The 15391-nt window shown below is 54.4% G+C and carries 9 protein-coding genes; 4 read left to right on the plus strand and 5 right to left on the minus strand.

The window, feature by feature from the left end; all coding sequences use genetic code 11:
- Positions 1-12: 12 nt before the first annotated feature.
- The 5 genes from KJZ99_10575 to KJZ99_10595 form a co-directional block, all read right to left on the minus strand.
- The gene (locus KJZ99_10575) at positions 13-1434 is read right to left on the minus strand and encodes an OmpA family protein (GenBank protein MCL4306351.1); all 1422 of its coding nucleotides are present in this window, start codon (positions 1432-1434) and stop codon (positions 13-15) included.
- Positions 1435-1582: 148 nt separating this feature from the next.
- Positions 1583-3364, minus strand: coding sequence for a HAMP domain-containing protein (locus KJZ99_10580; protein ID MCL4306352.1), 1782 nt, complete (start codon positions 3362-3364; stop codon positions 1583-1585).
- Positions 3365-3453: 89 nt separating this feature from the next.
- The gene (locus KJZ99_10585; protein ID MCL4306353.1) at positions 3454-4137 is read right to left on the minus strand and encodes a response regulator; all 684 of its coding nucleotides are present in this window, start codon (positions 4135-4137) and stop codon (positions 3454-3456) included.
- A 190-nt stretch (positions 4138-4327) separates the two neighbouring features.
- Positions 4328-4735, minus strand: coding sequence for a hypothetical protein (locus KJZ99_10590; GenBank protein ID MCL4306354.1), 408 nt, complete (start codon positions 4733-4735; stop codon positions 4328-4330).
- 42 nt (positions 4736-4777) lie between these two features.
- Positions 4778-6220 carry a T9SS type A sorting domain-containing protein gene (locus KJZ99_10595; protein MCL4306355.1) on the minus strand — a complete coding sequence of 481 codons (1443 nt, stop codon included), beginning with the start codon at positions 6218-6220 and terminating at the stop codon, positions 4778-4780.
- A 326-nt stretch (positions 6221-6546) separates the two neighbouring features.
- Between KJZ99_10595 and KJZ99_10600 the strand changes: the two genes are divergently transcribed.
- The 4 genes from KJZ99_10600 (at position 6547) to KJZ99_10615 (ending at position 15335) form a co-directional block, all read left to right on the plus strand.
- Positions 6547-9189, plus strand: a complete 2643-nt coding sequence (locus KJZ99_10600; GenBank protein MCL4306356.1) for a carboxypeptidase-like regulatory domain-containing protein — start codon at positions 6547-6549, stop codon at positions 9187-9189.
- A gap of 65 nt (positions 9190-9254) precedes the next feature.
- Positions 9255-12701, plus strand: coding sequence for a hypothetical protein (locus KJZ99_10605; GenBank protein MCL4306357.1), 3447 nt, complete (start codon positions 9255-9257; stop codon positions 12699-12701).
- Complete coding sequence (locus KJZ99_10610; GenBank protein MCL4306358.1) at positions 12698-13720, plus strand: UPF0164 family protein; 1023 nt, start codon at positions 12698-12700, stop codon at positions 13718-13720. Before KJZ99_10605 ends, KJZ99_10610 begins: the two co-directional genes overlap by 4 nt.
- A gap of 118 nt (positions 13721-13838) precedes the next feature.
- Positions 13839-15335, plus strand: coding sequence for a T9SS type A sorting domain-containing protein (locus KJZ99_10615; GenBank protein ID MCL4306359.1), 1497 nt, complete (start codon positions 13839-13841; stop codon positions 15333-15335).
- Positions 15336-15391 lie beyond the last annotated feature (56 nt).

The raw sequence follows: 15391 nt of genomic DNA on the forward strand, positions 1-15391 counted from the left end.
TAGCAGGTCGTGCTACTTGGTGCGCACGAAATCGATGCGGCGATTCATCTGACGACCTTCTTCGGTGTCGTTGGTCGCCACGGGCTTGTCGGGACCGAAGCCCTTGGTGGTGATGCGAGCGGCATCAATGCCCTTGGCAACAAGCCAAGCCTTCACGGCTTCCGCACGTTGCTGCGACAGCTTCTGATTGTAGGCCTTGCCGCCGCGGCTGTCCGTGTGTCCCTGAATCTGAACTTCCAGATCGGGATAGAAGGTCAGCGTGTTCAACGCCTTGTTCAGTATCTGTTCCGATTCGGGCTTGATGTCGGACTTCGCGGTTTCAAAGACAATGCCTTCGAGCGTAATCGCCTGACCGACTTCTGTGACGACCAGCTTCTCAATGTCGTCGTCGGGATTCAACGGGTCGGTGCGACGAGCGACTTCTGTCCCATCGTCCACGCTGCCCTTGTCGGTATCGCGGTCAAGCGGATTGGTCTTATGCTTGTTGACTTCGTCGCCGTCATTCAGGCCGTCGCCGTCGCTGTCGGCACGCTTCGGATCGGTTCCAGTGGTGTTGATTTCCTGACCATCATTCAAGCCGTCACCATCGGTATCGGCCTTCAGCGGATCGGTAGTGTAGGTGTTGACTTCTTCGCCGTCGGAGAGTCCGTCACCGTCGGTGTCGGCTTTCAGCGGGTCGGTCTTGTGAGTCTTGACTTCCGCTCCATCCGTCAAGCCGTCGCCGTCCGTATCCGCATTGCGCGGGTCGGTGCGGTAGGTGTAATACTCTTCGCCGTCGGAGAGTCCGTCGCCGTCGGTATCAGGATTCTTGGGATCCGTTCCAATCTTGCGCTCTTCGCGGTCGGGGATGCCGTCGCCGTCGGTGTCCTTGTTGGGATTGCCGCGATGCACGCGGAGACCAGCGAGGATGCTCATGTAGGCATCGTCCGTGTCGTCATAGACCGGATTGATGTCATCGGACATGATCATGCTGTAACCGCCGTGCAGATCGAACGAAAGATATTCGTCGAGATGATACTGGATTCCGAGGCCGAGCGGAACCACAGGATTCCAGCCGTCGACTTCGGCATCGGGGTCGGCTTTGCTCGGAACATCCTGCACGTCATGATGGAGCAGACCGATGCCGGCATACACGAAGGGGAACCACTTCTGCTGCTTGATCGGCGCGAAGCGAAGACGCAAATCGATCGGCATGATGTCGCCGTTATACTCTTCGGCGCGCAGACGGGCAAAGGCAATACCCAGCTCCACTTGCAGCGGGTCTGCGATGGGATAGGCGAAGCTATGGCGGACGTTCAAACCGAAAATTGCGCCTTCAGATTCATTGGTGGGGCTGGCGATACCGCCGCCGAGATAGCCTTCCAATCCGAGATCACGGAACTGTGCGGATGCAAAAAGTGGAATCAGCACAGCAGATATAACAAAAAATTTCATCCAATTACGCATGTGACACCTCAAACTGTTTGGGTTATCCGTCATATTTCCAAGGTATGCATGAGTAATATATCACATTGCGTTCAATTGGGCAAGTGCAGACTGTTGAACGAGCGGCTGAGGTTAGTGACAAGCGCACACAGAGGCTTTATGAGGCGCGTTTCAGCGGAAGCCTGATGAAGAACGTGCTGCCGCGGCCGAGCTGAGTGTCTACTTCTGCAGAACCGCCGTGGGCTAAGGCGGCATGTTTCACAATGGCTAAACCGAGTCCCGTTCCGCCGAATTTGCGATTGCGTGAGGCCTCGACACGGTAGAATCGTTCGAAGATGCGCGACAGATGCTTCTCGGCGATGCCCGGACCACGATCCTGCACCGCAATCAACACACTCTGGCCCTCGCGGTGAGCGCGGACATTGATTTCGGTGCCTTCGGGGCTATACTTGCAGGCATTGTCGAGCAGATTCACGACGGCTTGCCGCACCAGAAATCCGTTGACCTCTGCAAGAAGGTCTGCGGGACAGTCCATTGAAACGCGCTGTCCGCGTGCTTCGGCAATGGTTGAAGTGGCTTCGATGGCATCCTGCAGGATTCCGGCAATCGGCTGTTGTTCAACGGCGAGCTGTTTGTGCTCGGTTGCCTGCTCGATGCGGGCAAGACTCAGGAGGTCTTCAATGATGGCTTGCAGGTAGTCCGCCTGCCGCGCGATGATGTCCAGAAATCGGGCAGCATCGGCGGGATTATCCAGTGCGCCTTCGCGCAGTGTTTCGATGGAGCCGCAGATGGCGGTGACGGGAGTTTTCAACTCATGACTGGCGTTCGCCACGAAATCGCGACGCGCCGCTTCCAGCCGACGCATCTGCGTGACGTCATTGATGACCACGACGACACCAAACAGCTCACCGGCAACCAGAATCGGAGTTCCACGCAGCAGTAATATGCGTTCCTGATTATCGTAGCGAATAAATTCCCGTTCGACGGGCTGCTCGGCAGCCAGTGTCAGGCGCACGAAGGCTTGAATGTCCGTGTTGCGAATCGCCTCTTCCAGCGCGCGTCCTTTGGACTTTTCTGCATCCGTGTCGAAAAGTCGGGCAGCGCCGGCGTTCATCATGATGATTTGAGCGTCGCGGTCAACGGCGAGCACACCTTCGAGCATGGATGAAAGCACGGCTTCCTGCTCTTCGCGCTGCTGCTCGATCGCCCTTATCCGGTCATTGAGTTGTGCGGCCATGTAGTTCAGGGCGCGGGCCAGAGCTGCTAATTCGGATGTGTCCGGTTCATCGAGCCGCGCTTCCAATTTGCCTTGTGCGAACTGGTCGGCTCCTTCCTGCAGCTCTTTGAGGGGTTTGCTGACGCGACGCACAATGACGAAAATCAGCGCGACGCCGAAACCAATCAGGAAAATCGAGAACCCTACCAATCCTGCCGTGCGAGTCAGAAAATCCCACCTTGACGCTTTGACTTGCTTGGCCCCGCGCAGCACGCCGACCACTTCACCGCCCGCCATGATGGGAATCGCCACAAAGGAGTAGGTGTTGTCGAAGACATGGTCACGGCGCAGGGCGGTGCCGGTCCTGCCAATCAAGGCGCTGAGCATCTCCGGCCTATTCTGCTGGCCGGGCATGGCGGTTCTGATGGTATCTGTCTCGGCGAGGACAGTGCCCGAAGCGTCCGTCAGAGTCAGACGAAAAGAACCTGCTTCGGCATTGCTCCGAAGCAGGCTATCTAACGTTAGAATATCCGTTTGTTGGAAATCTTGCGGGAGGAGCGGAAGGACCATCCGCACGCGATCGGTCAGACTCTCTTCGATATGGTCAAGCTCTGCATTGCGGTAGGCAGTTCCGATCACTGCAAGCAACAGCGAAACCGTCCCAAGCGAAACGGCGACGTAAGGTAAGAAAAGTCTGCTGAATAGCGGCTTTAGTCGAGCCATAGAGTTGGTGAACGCCTGTTACGAATCGGAATTCGCGCGAGGCGGGCGAGGCGAAGTTCAAGCGTGAGTTGCGGACCTGAACAATGCTTTCAAGGGCGGAAGCGATAACCAACGCCGCGCACCGTTTCGATGTGATGGCCACTGTCGCCGAGCTTGCGGCGCAGTCCGACAATCATGACATCTACGGACCGGTCGGACACGGCATACTTCTCACCGTGGACGGCATCCACCAGTTGGTAGCGGGTGAACACCCAGCCCGGGCGGCGCGCCATATGGTGCAAGATACGAAATTCGGAATTGGTAAGTTCGACTTTGTGCCCATTCACGAGGACTTCGTGGCGACCCGGGTGCAGGCTTAACTCATTGAAATTCAATACTTCATCTTCCCCGTGCATGGACTCAGCGCGACGACGCAACACTGCTCGCGCGCGGGCGACGACTACTTTGGGGCTGAAGGGTTTGGTGATATAGTCATCCGCACCAAGCTCCAATCCGGTGATGATATCTGACTCTTCGCCCTTGGCGGTCAACATAACGATCGGGATATTTGCGGTCGCGCCGTCGGACTTCAGTCTGCGGCAAACCTGCAGGCCATCGATACCGGGCAGCATCAAGTCTAACAGAATCAGGTCGGGGGGCATGGCTCCAACCGACGATAAAGCTTGCTCGCCGGTCTCTACCGCATTGACGGTGAAACCGTCGCGCGCGAGGTTATACTCCAGCAGTTCGCGTATATCCTGCTCGTCTTCCACGAGCAATATGGAATTAGTCATCTTGCGGCTCTCTGATTTGAAACTTTGCATTCAGGAACAGCTAAGATTACGAGTAATTTGTAAGAAGTGTATGAGGAGAGAGCACTCGGTCATGAGGGGGATTTTCTGAAAATTCGAAATTGGGAATTTTGGAATTTTCTTCTCTTGACTTGGCTCGTAATCCTACATCCGGGTCGGCTGGACTGATTTCCTACTTAGGCTCAAGTTTTTTAAGGTATTGTTCTGGATCCTTCTGGAATTTCTCGATACAAGGAGCACAGCAGAATCTGACAAGTGTGTTGCCATACACCAGTTCAACCGGTTCGCCCATGGAGCCAAGATCGCGTCCGGTGACGACGCAGGTCGTCAGTGGATAGTCTTTCCGCTGAATGGCCGCTATCTCGGCTTCCAGATTCGCCAGAAAGGTGTCAGGGGTCTTGGCATAAGGGGAAACACACTCAAGGCAGCAGAACTTCAGCTCGCGGTCCGCATGGACTAAAGTGACGGTGTTTTCACCAAGTGCATCTCCGCAGCTCAAGCATACAGGTATGATATAAGGGAGCGGCTTTGGACTCTCGGCCAAGATCGGCAGATTCATCAACAATACCAAAAATAACATATACATATCAAATCCTCCTTGAATTCTTTCCTGATCCTGACACTATTTCAAGAGCATCATTTTGATCGTCTGAGATTCCGATCCTGTTGTCAGACGGGCAAAGTAAACACCGGATGGAAAGTCTGTTCCATCGAACACAAATTCATAGTTTCCAGACTCTAAAACACCATTTGCCAGCGTGTCAACCGTGCGACCTTGAAGATCGAAGACGGTCAACCGAGCACGCTGGCGGTGCTCGAGCGTGAAGAATAGCTTTGTGCTTGGATTAAATGGATTTGGGTAGTTCTGAGCAAGTTGTGTGCTGCGAACCATAGGGGCAGAACGCGGATCAGCGATCGTCTCGGAAGGATAAAGGTAAATGAGGCATTCGTCCAAGTGCGCTCGCCAGTTTCCCCAACTGTGGCCGTCATGGTGAAGCTGATAGAATACTGGATAGCCTTGATTTTGAAGAATTTGATGAAGATTCTGCACAAGAGGAATCAGAACGCCAATATCGTAGGAGCCGATATCCAAGTAAAACTTCAGGCCGAGGTCCGCGTTTGCGGCAAGTGTATTTGAGATTGAGCTTTGGACGTTCGACGACTGCGCCCCAACCAACCCAAACACCTCCGGATAGGTGACACCCAGCCAGAGGGCGATGTTCCCTCCGTTGGAAGCACCGGCGGTGCCCCGCTTGGCAGATTCCGAGCAGGTGTTATACTCATTGTCCACCCACGGGAGAAGCTCCTCGGTGATGAACCTTCCAAAGTTCGCTTGGAGATTTCCTGCATACTCCTCGGTGCGGTTGACAGGCGGGACAAACACCGCAATCAAGGGCTGAATCTGATTATGGTGGATTAGGTAGTCGAGAATCCGTTCGGTGCGCGCGAGCGAGATATATTCGAGTCCGTCATGCACTACTAATAGAGGATAGCAATCCCCATCGGGATCATACGCCGGAGGAGCGTAGATACGCACCCGCCGCGAGTTGCCCATGTGCTGGCTGAAGAACACCGAGTCGCGAAGCGCCCCGTGCGCGATTTCCGGATAGAACTCTATCTCGGGCGGCTGGACAAAGTCGGGCATGCGCAGCTCGGAATTCGGTCCGAACCCGCCGTTCACCGTATAAGGGTTTCGCGGATCGAGGATCCAGTTCGAGTTGTTGAGGACAAACTTGTAGTCAAGGCGAGCGTCGGACTCGAAGTAGCGGCTGTGATACCAGAGGTCCGTGCCGGAAATCCGGTTCATGGGGAAGGACGAGGGATTCCATTGGTTGGCATCCCCCGGGATGGTCACAGTGTTGGCCGTGCCAAAGTACAGGTAATGGACTTGGTAGGTGGGTTCAATAAAGGGAAATCCGGGCACGGCCTGCAGAAAGCTGTCGACGATGGCGGGGCGATCCTGCGCGGGAGCGGAATTCACACGGGCGAGAAAGTCACTAAAGGTCTGTGCTGAGACAAAGTTAGCCAGCGTGAACAGCAGTATAAGAAAAAGTTGTAAAAGCATGATTATGCCTCTCTGGCGAGGGTAGGTTATTAGAATATAGAGGTGTTCTGCGAGAAATGCACGTGGATTCGCTGATTCGTGCGAATGGCTATAAAGAGGATATACTGTGCTTTATCTTATTCTAAGGTCAACAATTGCAAGAGGTGAAAATTCGCTTTTGTGACTCAAACACTTGACAAACATTAGGCTGAACCGTAACTTAAAGGCACGAATTCAAAATGAGGAAAGTTGCCATGTTTTGGTACGCGTCAGGATAGCGTAGAGGACTACATATGTGGTTGGGAAATCGGAGTTTCCGAGTTGGAACGGCCGGGTTATGGCTTTTTATGGTCATAAGCTCGGCTGTTTTTGCTGGAACGACCGGCAAAATTGCCGGCCGAGTTACGGACGCCGAAACAGGCGATCCGATTATAGGCGCAGCAGTTCAGATTGAGGGAACAACCCAAGGGGCTGCCGCTGACATCAACGGGGATTTTTTCATTTTGAATGTCGCTCCGGGTCAGGTCGATGTGCGTGTAACTGCAATAGGTTACGGCACGGAGACGGTGCGCGGGCTGAGAATCATCACCGATCAGACGAGCACGGTCAACTTTGCTCTGAACGTAGAGGCCATTACGACTGGTGAAGTCGTCATCACGGCCGAGCGCAAGTTGATAGAGGCTGACCGCACGTTTGCGACGTCGACGGTCGGCGCTTCGGACATTCAAGCGCTTCCTGTGACGAATCTGGGACAGGTCGTGGATATTCAGGCCGGCGTAGTGGACGGGCACTTCCGCGGTGGCCGGACGAATGAAGTCATGTACCTCGTGGATGGCATCTCGGTGACCGACGCCTACGACAACAGTCAGGGCACGCAGATTGACAATAAGGTGGTGCAGGAGCTGCAGGTGATCAGCGGCACCTTCAACGCCGAGTACGGTCAGGCGATGTCGGGAATTGTGAATATCGTGACCAAAGAAGGCGCGACAGATTTTCACGGCACGGCGACGACCGAGTTCGGTGATTACATTTCCAGCAACGACGATCTGTGGATGAACATTGACCACGTGTCGCCGATGGATATTCAAGATTATAATTTTACGCTTTACGGGCCGGTGCCCATGATCAACAAGCTCTCGTTTTACGGGAGCTTGCGCTATTTGGACGATGACGGCTGGCAATACGGGCAACGGCGCTGGAATGTTTACTATCCTAATGACCGATTTCAGACTTTCATCTCGCGTGACGGCGATGAGTCGTTTGCGGCGATGAATTACAATCTTGAACGGTGGGCTAATCTGAAGCTGACGTATCCGCTGTCGAATCAGATGAAGCTGAATTACTCGACGTTCTACAGCGGGCGCACGTATCGTGACTACTCACACGACTGGAAATACATTCCGGACGGGACGCTGCGCCGCTACCGCGACGGCCGTACGAATATGGTGAAGCTCAACCACGCACTCAACAGTGCGATGTTCTATGAGCTGGCCGTCACCAATACGTGGAGCAAGTATCAGCATTATCTGTTTGAAGATCCCAACGATCCGCGCTACCTGCATCCCGAATATCAGGAAATCAATCCACCGTTCACGCTGAATATCGCGGGAACCGACCTCGCGCGATTCAAGCGGTGGACGAATACGCATCAGGGCACGGGGAATCTATCTTATCAGGCGAGCAAGCTGCATCTGCTGAAATTCGGGTTTGATATCAAAGCGCACGAACTGTTTTACGAAGATATCAATCTTGTGCCTGTCGAAACGGGAAACACGTTCAGATTCTCGATCGAACCGATTTCGTTTCCGTCACATGATCTTTACAAGAACAATCCATATGAGTTCGCGGCCTACGTGCAGGACAAGTTTGAACTGCCGTCCCTGATTGTGAACGCAGGATTGCGCTTGGACTATTTCGAGCCGGACGGACGGGTTCCGTCGGATCCCAAAGACCCGAACATTTATAATCCGCTGTTGCCGGAGCGCGCGGACCAGACCCTTGAAGAGCGTCAAGCCTACTGGTATGACAAGGTTAAAGCGAAGGCGCGCATTTCACCGCGATTGGGAATTGCCTACCCGATGTCCGACAAGGGTGTGTTCCACTTTGCATATGGCCACTTTGTGCAAAGACCCACATTTGAGCGGATGTATGCGAATCCGGAGTACGAATTGGAATCTGGAGTGGGTTTGAATACGGTGATGGGGAATCCCGACCTCGATATGGAAGAGACGGTGACTTACGAGTTCGGGTTCCAACAGCAGATACACGAGGACGTATCGCTTTCGACTTCTCTGTATTTCCGTGATATTCGCAGCCTTGTTGCAACGGACCGGATAGTGGAAACCTACTCTTCCGGAACCAAATACGCGCAGTACGTGAACCGCAGCTTCGGCGAGGTCAAGGGCATTACGCTGTCCATGGACAAGCGGATGGCCAACAACTTCAGCGCGTTTGTGGATTACACCTACCAAATCGCAGAGGGCAACGCGAGCGATCCGCAGTCGGCTTACAACGACTTAAAGGGAAACAACCCGCGCGAACCGGAGCAGCAGCTGGTGCCGCTGAATTGGGACCGCAGACACACGTTTAACGCAAGTCTGACGTATGCGATTCCGGGATTGCGCGGATGGGGCGCAACGATTCTGGGCAAGTATGGAAGCGGCCTGCCGTACTCGCCGACAGACGACGGAATTCGCACTGGCTTTGAAAATGACGGGCGGAGGCCGGACTTTTATAATGTGGATTTGAGTGCGTTCAAATCGTTTCCAGTGGGGCGGCACAAGCTGGTGCTGATGCTGACGATGTTGAATGCGCTGGACATTAAGAATGAAGACGGCATTTACGACGACACGGGCCGTGCAGGCTATACAATTGTCGAGAACACGGCGGTCGAAGCGCCGGAATTCAACACCTTGAGCGAAGTATATCCGGATCCCTCCAAGTACTCCCGCCCGAGGATGGTCAAAGTTGGCGTGAGCTACGAGTTCTAATGAATACTAATATTTCAAGTTCTTCCCTGCCCTCTCGAGTCGCATCACCATTTCGACGGAGAGGTGTGTTGCTCGGGCTTTGCTTGATGCTTCTGGCAACACAGGCTTTCGCGCAAGTGGACTCGATGCTGAACTATCGAGGGAACACGTTGTATCGCGCGAAAAACATCATGAGCGGGAATCTGGTACGCACGACGTTTTACAATTACGGTCTGGTGGGAAACATCGGCGAGATTTCCGGTGAGTGGCCCATCGGCACGGGCAACGAATACGTCGGCGACGTTTCACCTTTGGTGGGCGTGGAGTTTATCCACCCTTCGGGTGACACGATGCGCGCAGTCTGCACGTCAGACGGACCGAGAGGTAACTCGGACGGCCCTCCGGGCGGCGGCGTCTTCTGGGGCTTTGAGCCTCTCAAGGGATTTGCGTCACCGCCGACCATCGGACAGGACCCGCAGGTTGCAATGTCCAATCAGCGGTATACGTGGCCGCATACGTGGCCGGACAAGAACGTTACGGATTCACTCTCTGGTGACAAGGCGTGGGTGCGTGATGAGACAGATCCCGGCTGGCCGAACTCATGGAACGGATACTTCGGCAAGAATGTCATGAATGCGGATCAGGAAACGTATTTCGTAATGGACGACCACGCCGACCTTGAGTGGTTTGAGCGCACGGACAGTTCCGGCAATGTATACCGTTACTATCCTCACAATCGCGATTCCTTGAGACGCGGATTGGGTTTGCGTGTGTCGGTTCGCGGACTGCAGTGGGCGCACTTTCTTGCTCAGGATTGCATCTTCTGGCTCTACGAAATCACGAATGTCGGTACGCACACCTATGACAAAGTGGCATTCGGCATGGTGGTGGGAACGCTGTCGGGCGGGCGGCAGGACTCAGAAGATGACTTAGCCTACTTCGATCTCGAAAATGATATCACATACAGTTTTGATAGTGACGACCGCGGATCGCCGGGTTGGGTTCCTGTGTCAGAGACGCGTAATGTCGGCTACGTCGGCTACGCATTTCTTGAGTCGCCGGGCAATCCGTTTGACGGCATTGACAACGATGGTGACAGTCAGGATCCTTCAAGTCCGATTCTGACCGGCGACATTTTAGGTCAGTTTTTGCAGCCGCGTGCGTATGGGCCGGGTCAGACGATTGTACTGATTGATTATGACACCTATGAGCGTACGGTGACGACGTTCCCACAGCAAGGTCCGCTGCGCTATGACGTGCACGGGCGGGAGGTTGTGGTCTTGCCCGGTCAGCAGTTGGTTGAGGACGGCGGCAACGGTATTGACGACAACTTGAACGGTTTGATTGACGAGCGCAGCGATCACTTGAATCTGGCCTATGTTGATTATGTCACGGGCCGCGGACTAAATGATCCAATGATCGACGAAGCGCGGGATGACGGAATTGACAACGACGATGACTGGGATCCGCTCACCAATGACGTTGGCGCGGACGGGGTTCCGCTGACCGGCGACGCCGGCGAAGGCGACGGGCGTCCGACGAACGGTGAACCGAATTTCGATAAGACGGACGTCGACGAGTCGGATCAGATCGGTTTGACTTCATTTGACTATTTTTCTCCGCCGGGAGCGGTGCGGATGCGCGACGACCAGGCACTGTGGGACAGGATGATCCCCGGGCGGTTTGATGTCGTGTCAGGTGTCCCGCAGGACGGAGACTTCATCTATGGTTCGGGCTACTTCCCGCTGCGGCCCGGGCAGACGGAACGCTTTTCGATGGCTCTGTTGTATGGACAGGATCTCGCGGATATCACCGATAACAAGATTACGGTTCAGCAGATCTACGACGAGAACTACAACTTCGCGCGTCCACCGGAAAAGCCGACCTTGTGGGCGGTGCCCCGCGACGGCAAGGTCACTCTTTATTGGGATAACATCGCGGAGTCGTCCTTTGATCCCGTGACAGGGTATGACTTTGAAGGTTACAAGATTTACCGCGCGACGGATCCGGCATTCAACGAAATCTTTACTGTAACAGACGGATTGGGACGCAAAGTGTTCCACAAACCGATTGCGCAGTTTGACTTGAACAACGGTAATGCGGGCTTCTTTCCGGTGATTCGCAACTCCGTGATTTATTATCTCGGTGAAGACAGTGGTCTGCAGCATTCCTGGACCGATACGACGGTCGAGAACGGGCAGACGTATTATTACGCCGTAGTCGCTTACGACCGTGGTGATGTTGAGAAGGAGATTCTGCCGGCCGAGAACAGCAAGACTATCGTCGTCGATCCGAGTGGCAACGTCACACTCGATATCAATACGGCGAGAATCGTGCCGCGAGCGCCAGCGCTGGGATATGAGGAGCCGCAATTCACCGCGATCAACCATGTCAGCGGTTCTGCGACGGGCACGATTGCCATTGAAACAGTTGATCCACGACTTGTGGCTGACGGGCGTATCTATCAGTTCTCGTTTGACGAGCTTCCCGATACCTCGCTCGTAACATACAGCGTGCTGCGAGTCGGAGACGGACAGACGGACACGCTGGTCAACCGTCGTCTGCTTGTCCCTGAGGATCACTTGCTTCCCCAGGCAGATCGGTTCATGAGCTACTACGATTCCCTATTCAATCTGCCGCCGGGCAGCTATGATCCCGCGCAGTATTTCCGTGTCGCGGGAACGGATCTGTATGACGGGCAGCGCGCCTACATGCTCACGCCGCGTCAGATTGCGTTGATTCAACAGGCTTCGGGATGGGCGGACACGACCAGAAGACTCTATCAATTCAATTTCACGCTTGCCAACCTCTATCAGGGATTCCTGACGGGAATTCCGGAGCCGGGTGAGTTTGCTGTCGAATGGTATGGCGAAGTGGTGGACACGTCCGCATACTTCAACTGGTATGATCTTGTGGTGATTCCCGCAACGCCGGTAAATTTCCGAGTCAAGGACTTGAATACGAACGAGTATGTGCCGTTTGTGTTCAACGAAGTGACGAGCACGAGGAATGGTATTGTGGACGACGGTGAGTTTATCGGGTTCCTGAGCGACACGTCGCTGACGTGGACGACGTCCTTCAGACGACGAGCGGCCACCGGTGACACTTTACGGCCTCAAGACGGTGACGTTCTTTACTTGAGACTTTATCAGCCGTATGCCGACGATGACGTCTTTGAGTACACGACAAGAGCGGCACGCATCAATCCTGATGCCGTCAAGCTCGACAGAATTTCGGTCTATCCGAATCCATACGTCGCGGCCTCCGCGCAGGAACCGACGAATCCCTTTAATGAAGGTCGAGGAGAACGGCGAATCACATTCAATCATCTGCCGGAAAGGTGCACTATCCGCATTTATACCGTGAAGGGTGAGCTGGTGGATATTCTCGAGCACAATGACGGGATAGACGAAGGCACGGAGAACTGGGACTTGCGGACGCGAGACGGGTTGAATGTGTCCTACGGTGTCTATCTCTATCACGTTGACTCGCCGTACGGTGAGAAGACCGGAAGGTTTGCGGTGATCAAGTGAAGAAGTTTAAACCTATAATACTCGCTCTGACGATCTGCGCCTGCACGATGACCGCTTTTGCAGTCAGCAAGGTAGGCACTACGGCCGCACCGTTTCTGAACATCGCAGTCGGTGCACGCGCGCTGGGCATGGGTGGTGCCTTCACAGCTATGGCAGACGATGCGACGGCGCTTTACTGGAATCCCGCCGGCATCGCCGGAATGGAGAAGTTTTCGGCTTCGTTTGTGCATACGGATTGGCTTACGGATCTGCGATTCAACGTGGTCGGCGCGGTTCTGCCATTAAATAATGACGACGCGATTGGTGCACAGATGACGCTGCTGTCCATGCCGGATCAGGAAGTGACCACGACTCAACAGCATCAGCAGGACGGTGCCGGATATTTCTACAGCGCGGGCAGCATGGCTCTGCAATTAACGTACGGTAAACAATTCACGGATCGATTTAAACTTGGCTTAAGCGGAAAGTACGTACGGGAATGGATCTGGCATGAAGCCGCCGCCACCGTAGCCTTGGATCTCGGAAGCGTCTATCGAACTGACTTGAACGGCATGCGAATCGGGATTGCCATTACGAATTTCGGCGGGAAGATGCAGATGACGGGACGCGACCTCGTGCGCTTCTATGACGTTGACCCGACGCGCGAAGGCAATAACAGCCGTGTGATCGCAAACCTCGCAACAGACAAATGGCCGCTGCCGCTGATGATGCGCTTCGGGCTTGCGATGGAGGCTTTCCAAAATGAGAAGCACCGGATGTCTGTGGCTCTGGATGCACAGCATCCCAACGACAATGACGAATCAATAAATCTCGGATCTGAGTACGCATTCCGCGAGCAGTTTTTCGTTCGCGCGGGGTACCGGTCGCTGTTTTTGCGTGACTCGGAAGAGGGTGCAACTTTGGGATTCGGTCTGAAGTTTAATACTCGCGGCGGGCCGACGTTCATGCTGGATGCCACGTACGAAGACTTCGGACGATTCGATGCGATTTACAAGTACTCTCTGGGGATAGTATATTAGGATAGCGGGGAGCGCTGCCACTGCAAGCTCCATGTCTCAGCCGGGGCTGCAACAGTACATGAATTTTTCGCACTTTTACACATATCTCTTCATAATAGCAGGTCGAGGAGGACCCACAATGTTTAGGTTAAAGAATTTGGTTATGGTCGCGGCATTACTGGTTCTGAGTGTTGCGCCGGTTTGGGCGACCGCAGTAACGTTCCAGTTGAACATGAGCGTTCAGCAGGATTTGGGCAATTTTAATCCGGCGACGGATATCGTCGTCGTTCGCGGCACGTTCAATGGCTGGGGCGGCAACACTCATCAACTGACTCACGCGGGCAGCGGGCTGTACACGATTACCTCGGAGATTCCCGAAGGTTCAATCGAGTTCAAATACGTAATAGTGCAGCCCGGACAGGACGTTTGGGAGTCCGTGGATAATCGCACAGCCAATGTTTCTGGCGCCACACTGGTGCTGCCGGTGGTCTATTTCAACAATGTCGAATCGTCGGCCAGTGCTGATGTGGAAGTTAACTTCCGTGTGAATATGACGGTTCAGGAGCTGTCGGGAAATTTTGAACCGACAACGGATTGGGTTGTGGTGCGCGGTGCTCACAACAACCTCGGCAACTGGGGCGGCGCCGTTCGACTGCTCGAAGAAACCGGCAATCCGGGCGTTTACTCGCTACGCATTCAGTTCAGCTCACTGCCGGTCAATGTTGGCGTTGAGTACAAGTTTGTGATTCTCAACAATGGCGATCCTGATGCCGCAACATGGGAGTCGAGCGCCAACCGCAGCTTCACGCCAACGGGTGAAGAACCGGACATTCTCCCGCCGCCGGGAGGCAACGGCTTTGGCGAAATCAATCCGCCGCTTGTTTACTTCGCGGACATTTCACCGGACGATATTATCACCAATGATGTCGATGTGATCTTCCAAGTCGAAACTACTCCGCTCGAAGGCCGTTTGGCCGATGTCGGCTATGTTTATGACGTGCAGACAGGTGACACGATTTATTCTGTCCAGTCGATACAGGCCGCAGGATTCTTCAACAACTGGCCGTGGGGCAACTTCCTGCCGGAGCACACGATGAATGACAACGGCACGAACGGTGACCTCGTGGCGGGAGATGACATTTGGTCGGCGACGATCACGTTTGCGGCGGGCAGCCCGCGCATGCTGATTTACAAGTACGGCGCCAATCAATTGGACGTGGAAGCGGGGTTTGCACGGAACCACGAACGTCTGTTAGACGACAGCAATCCGACATTCCGTTTGGACGTCGACTGCTGGGGTTCGCCTGACACGCTCTATCAAGCCTGGCCGTGTCTGGTTTCTTCAGCAGATGACAGGAGCGAACCGGTCATCAGCGATTTCAGCCTTGAGCAGAACTTCCCGAATCCGTTCAACCCGTCGACGACCATCAACTTCACGCTGACGCGCGCGGATGTCACCGCATTGAGGGTGTTTGACGTGCTGGGCCGCGAGGTTGCCGTGATGAACTTCGGCCGGATGGACGCGGGTCGTCATACGGTATCGTTCAATGGAAGCTCGCTGTCGAGCGGTGTCTACTTCTACAAGCTCGAGAGTGGCGCACAGAACGCGACACGCAAGATGCTGCTGTTGAAGTAGTCTGAATTGCCGTTACGGCAAACGGGTGTTTATCGTTAACACCAATTAGTGTTTGA

This window comes from bacterium, assembly GCA_023382385.1.
Lineage (GTDB): Bacteria > Electryoneota > RPQS01 > RPQS01 > RPQS01 > JABWCQ01.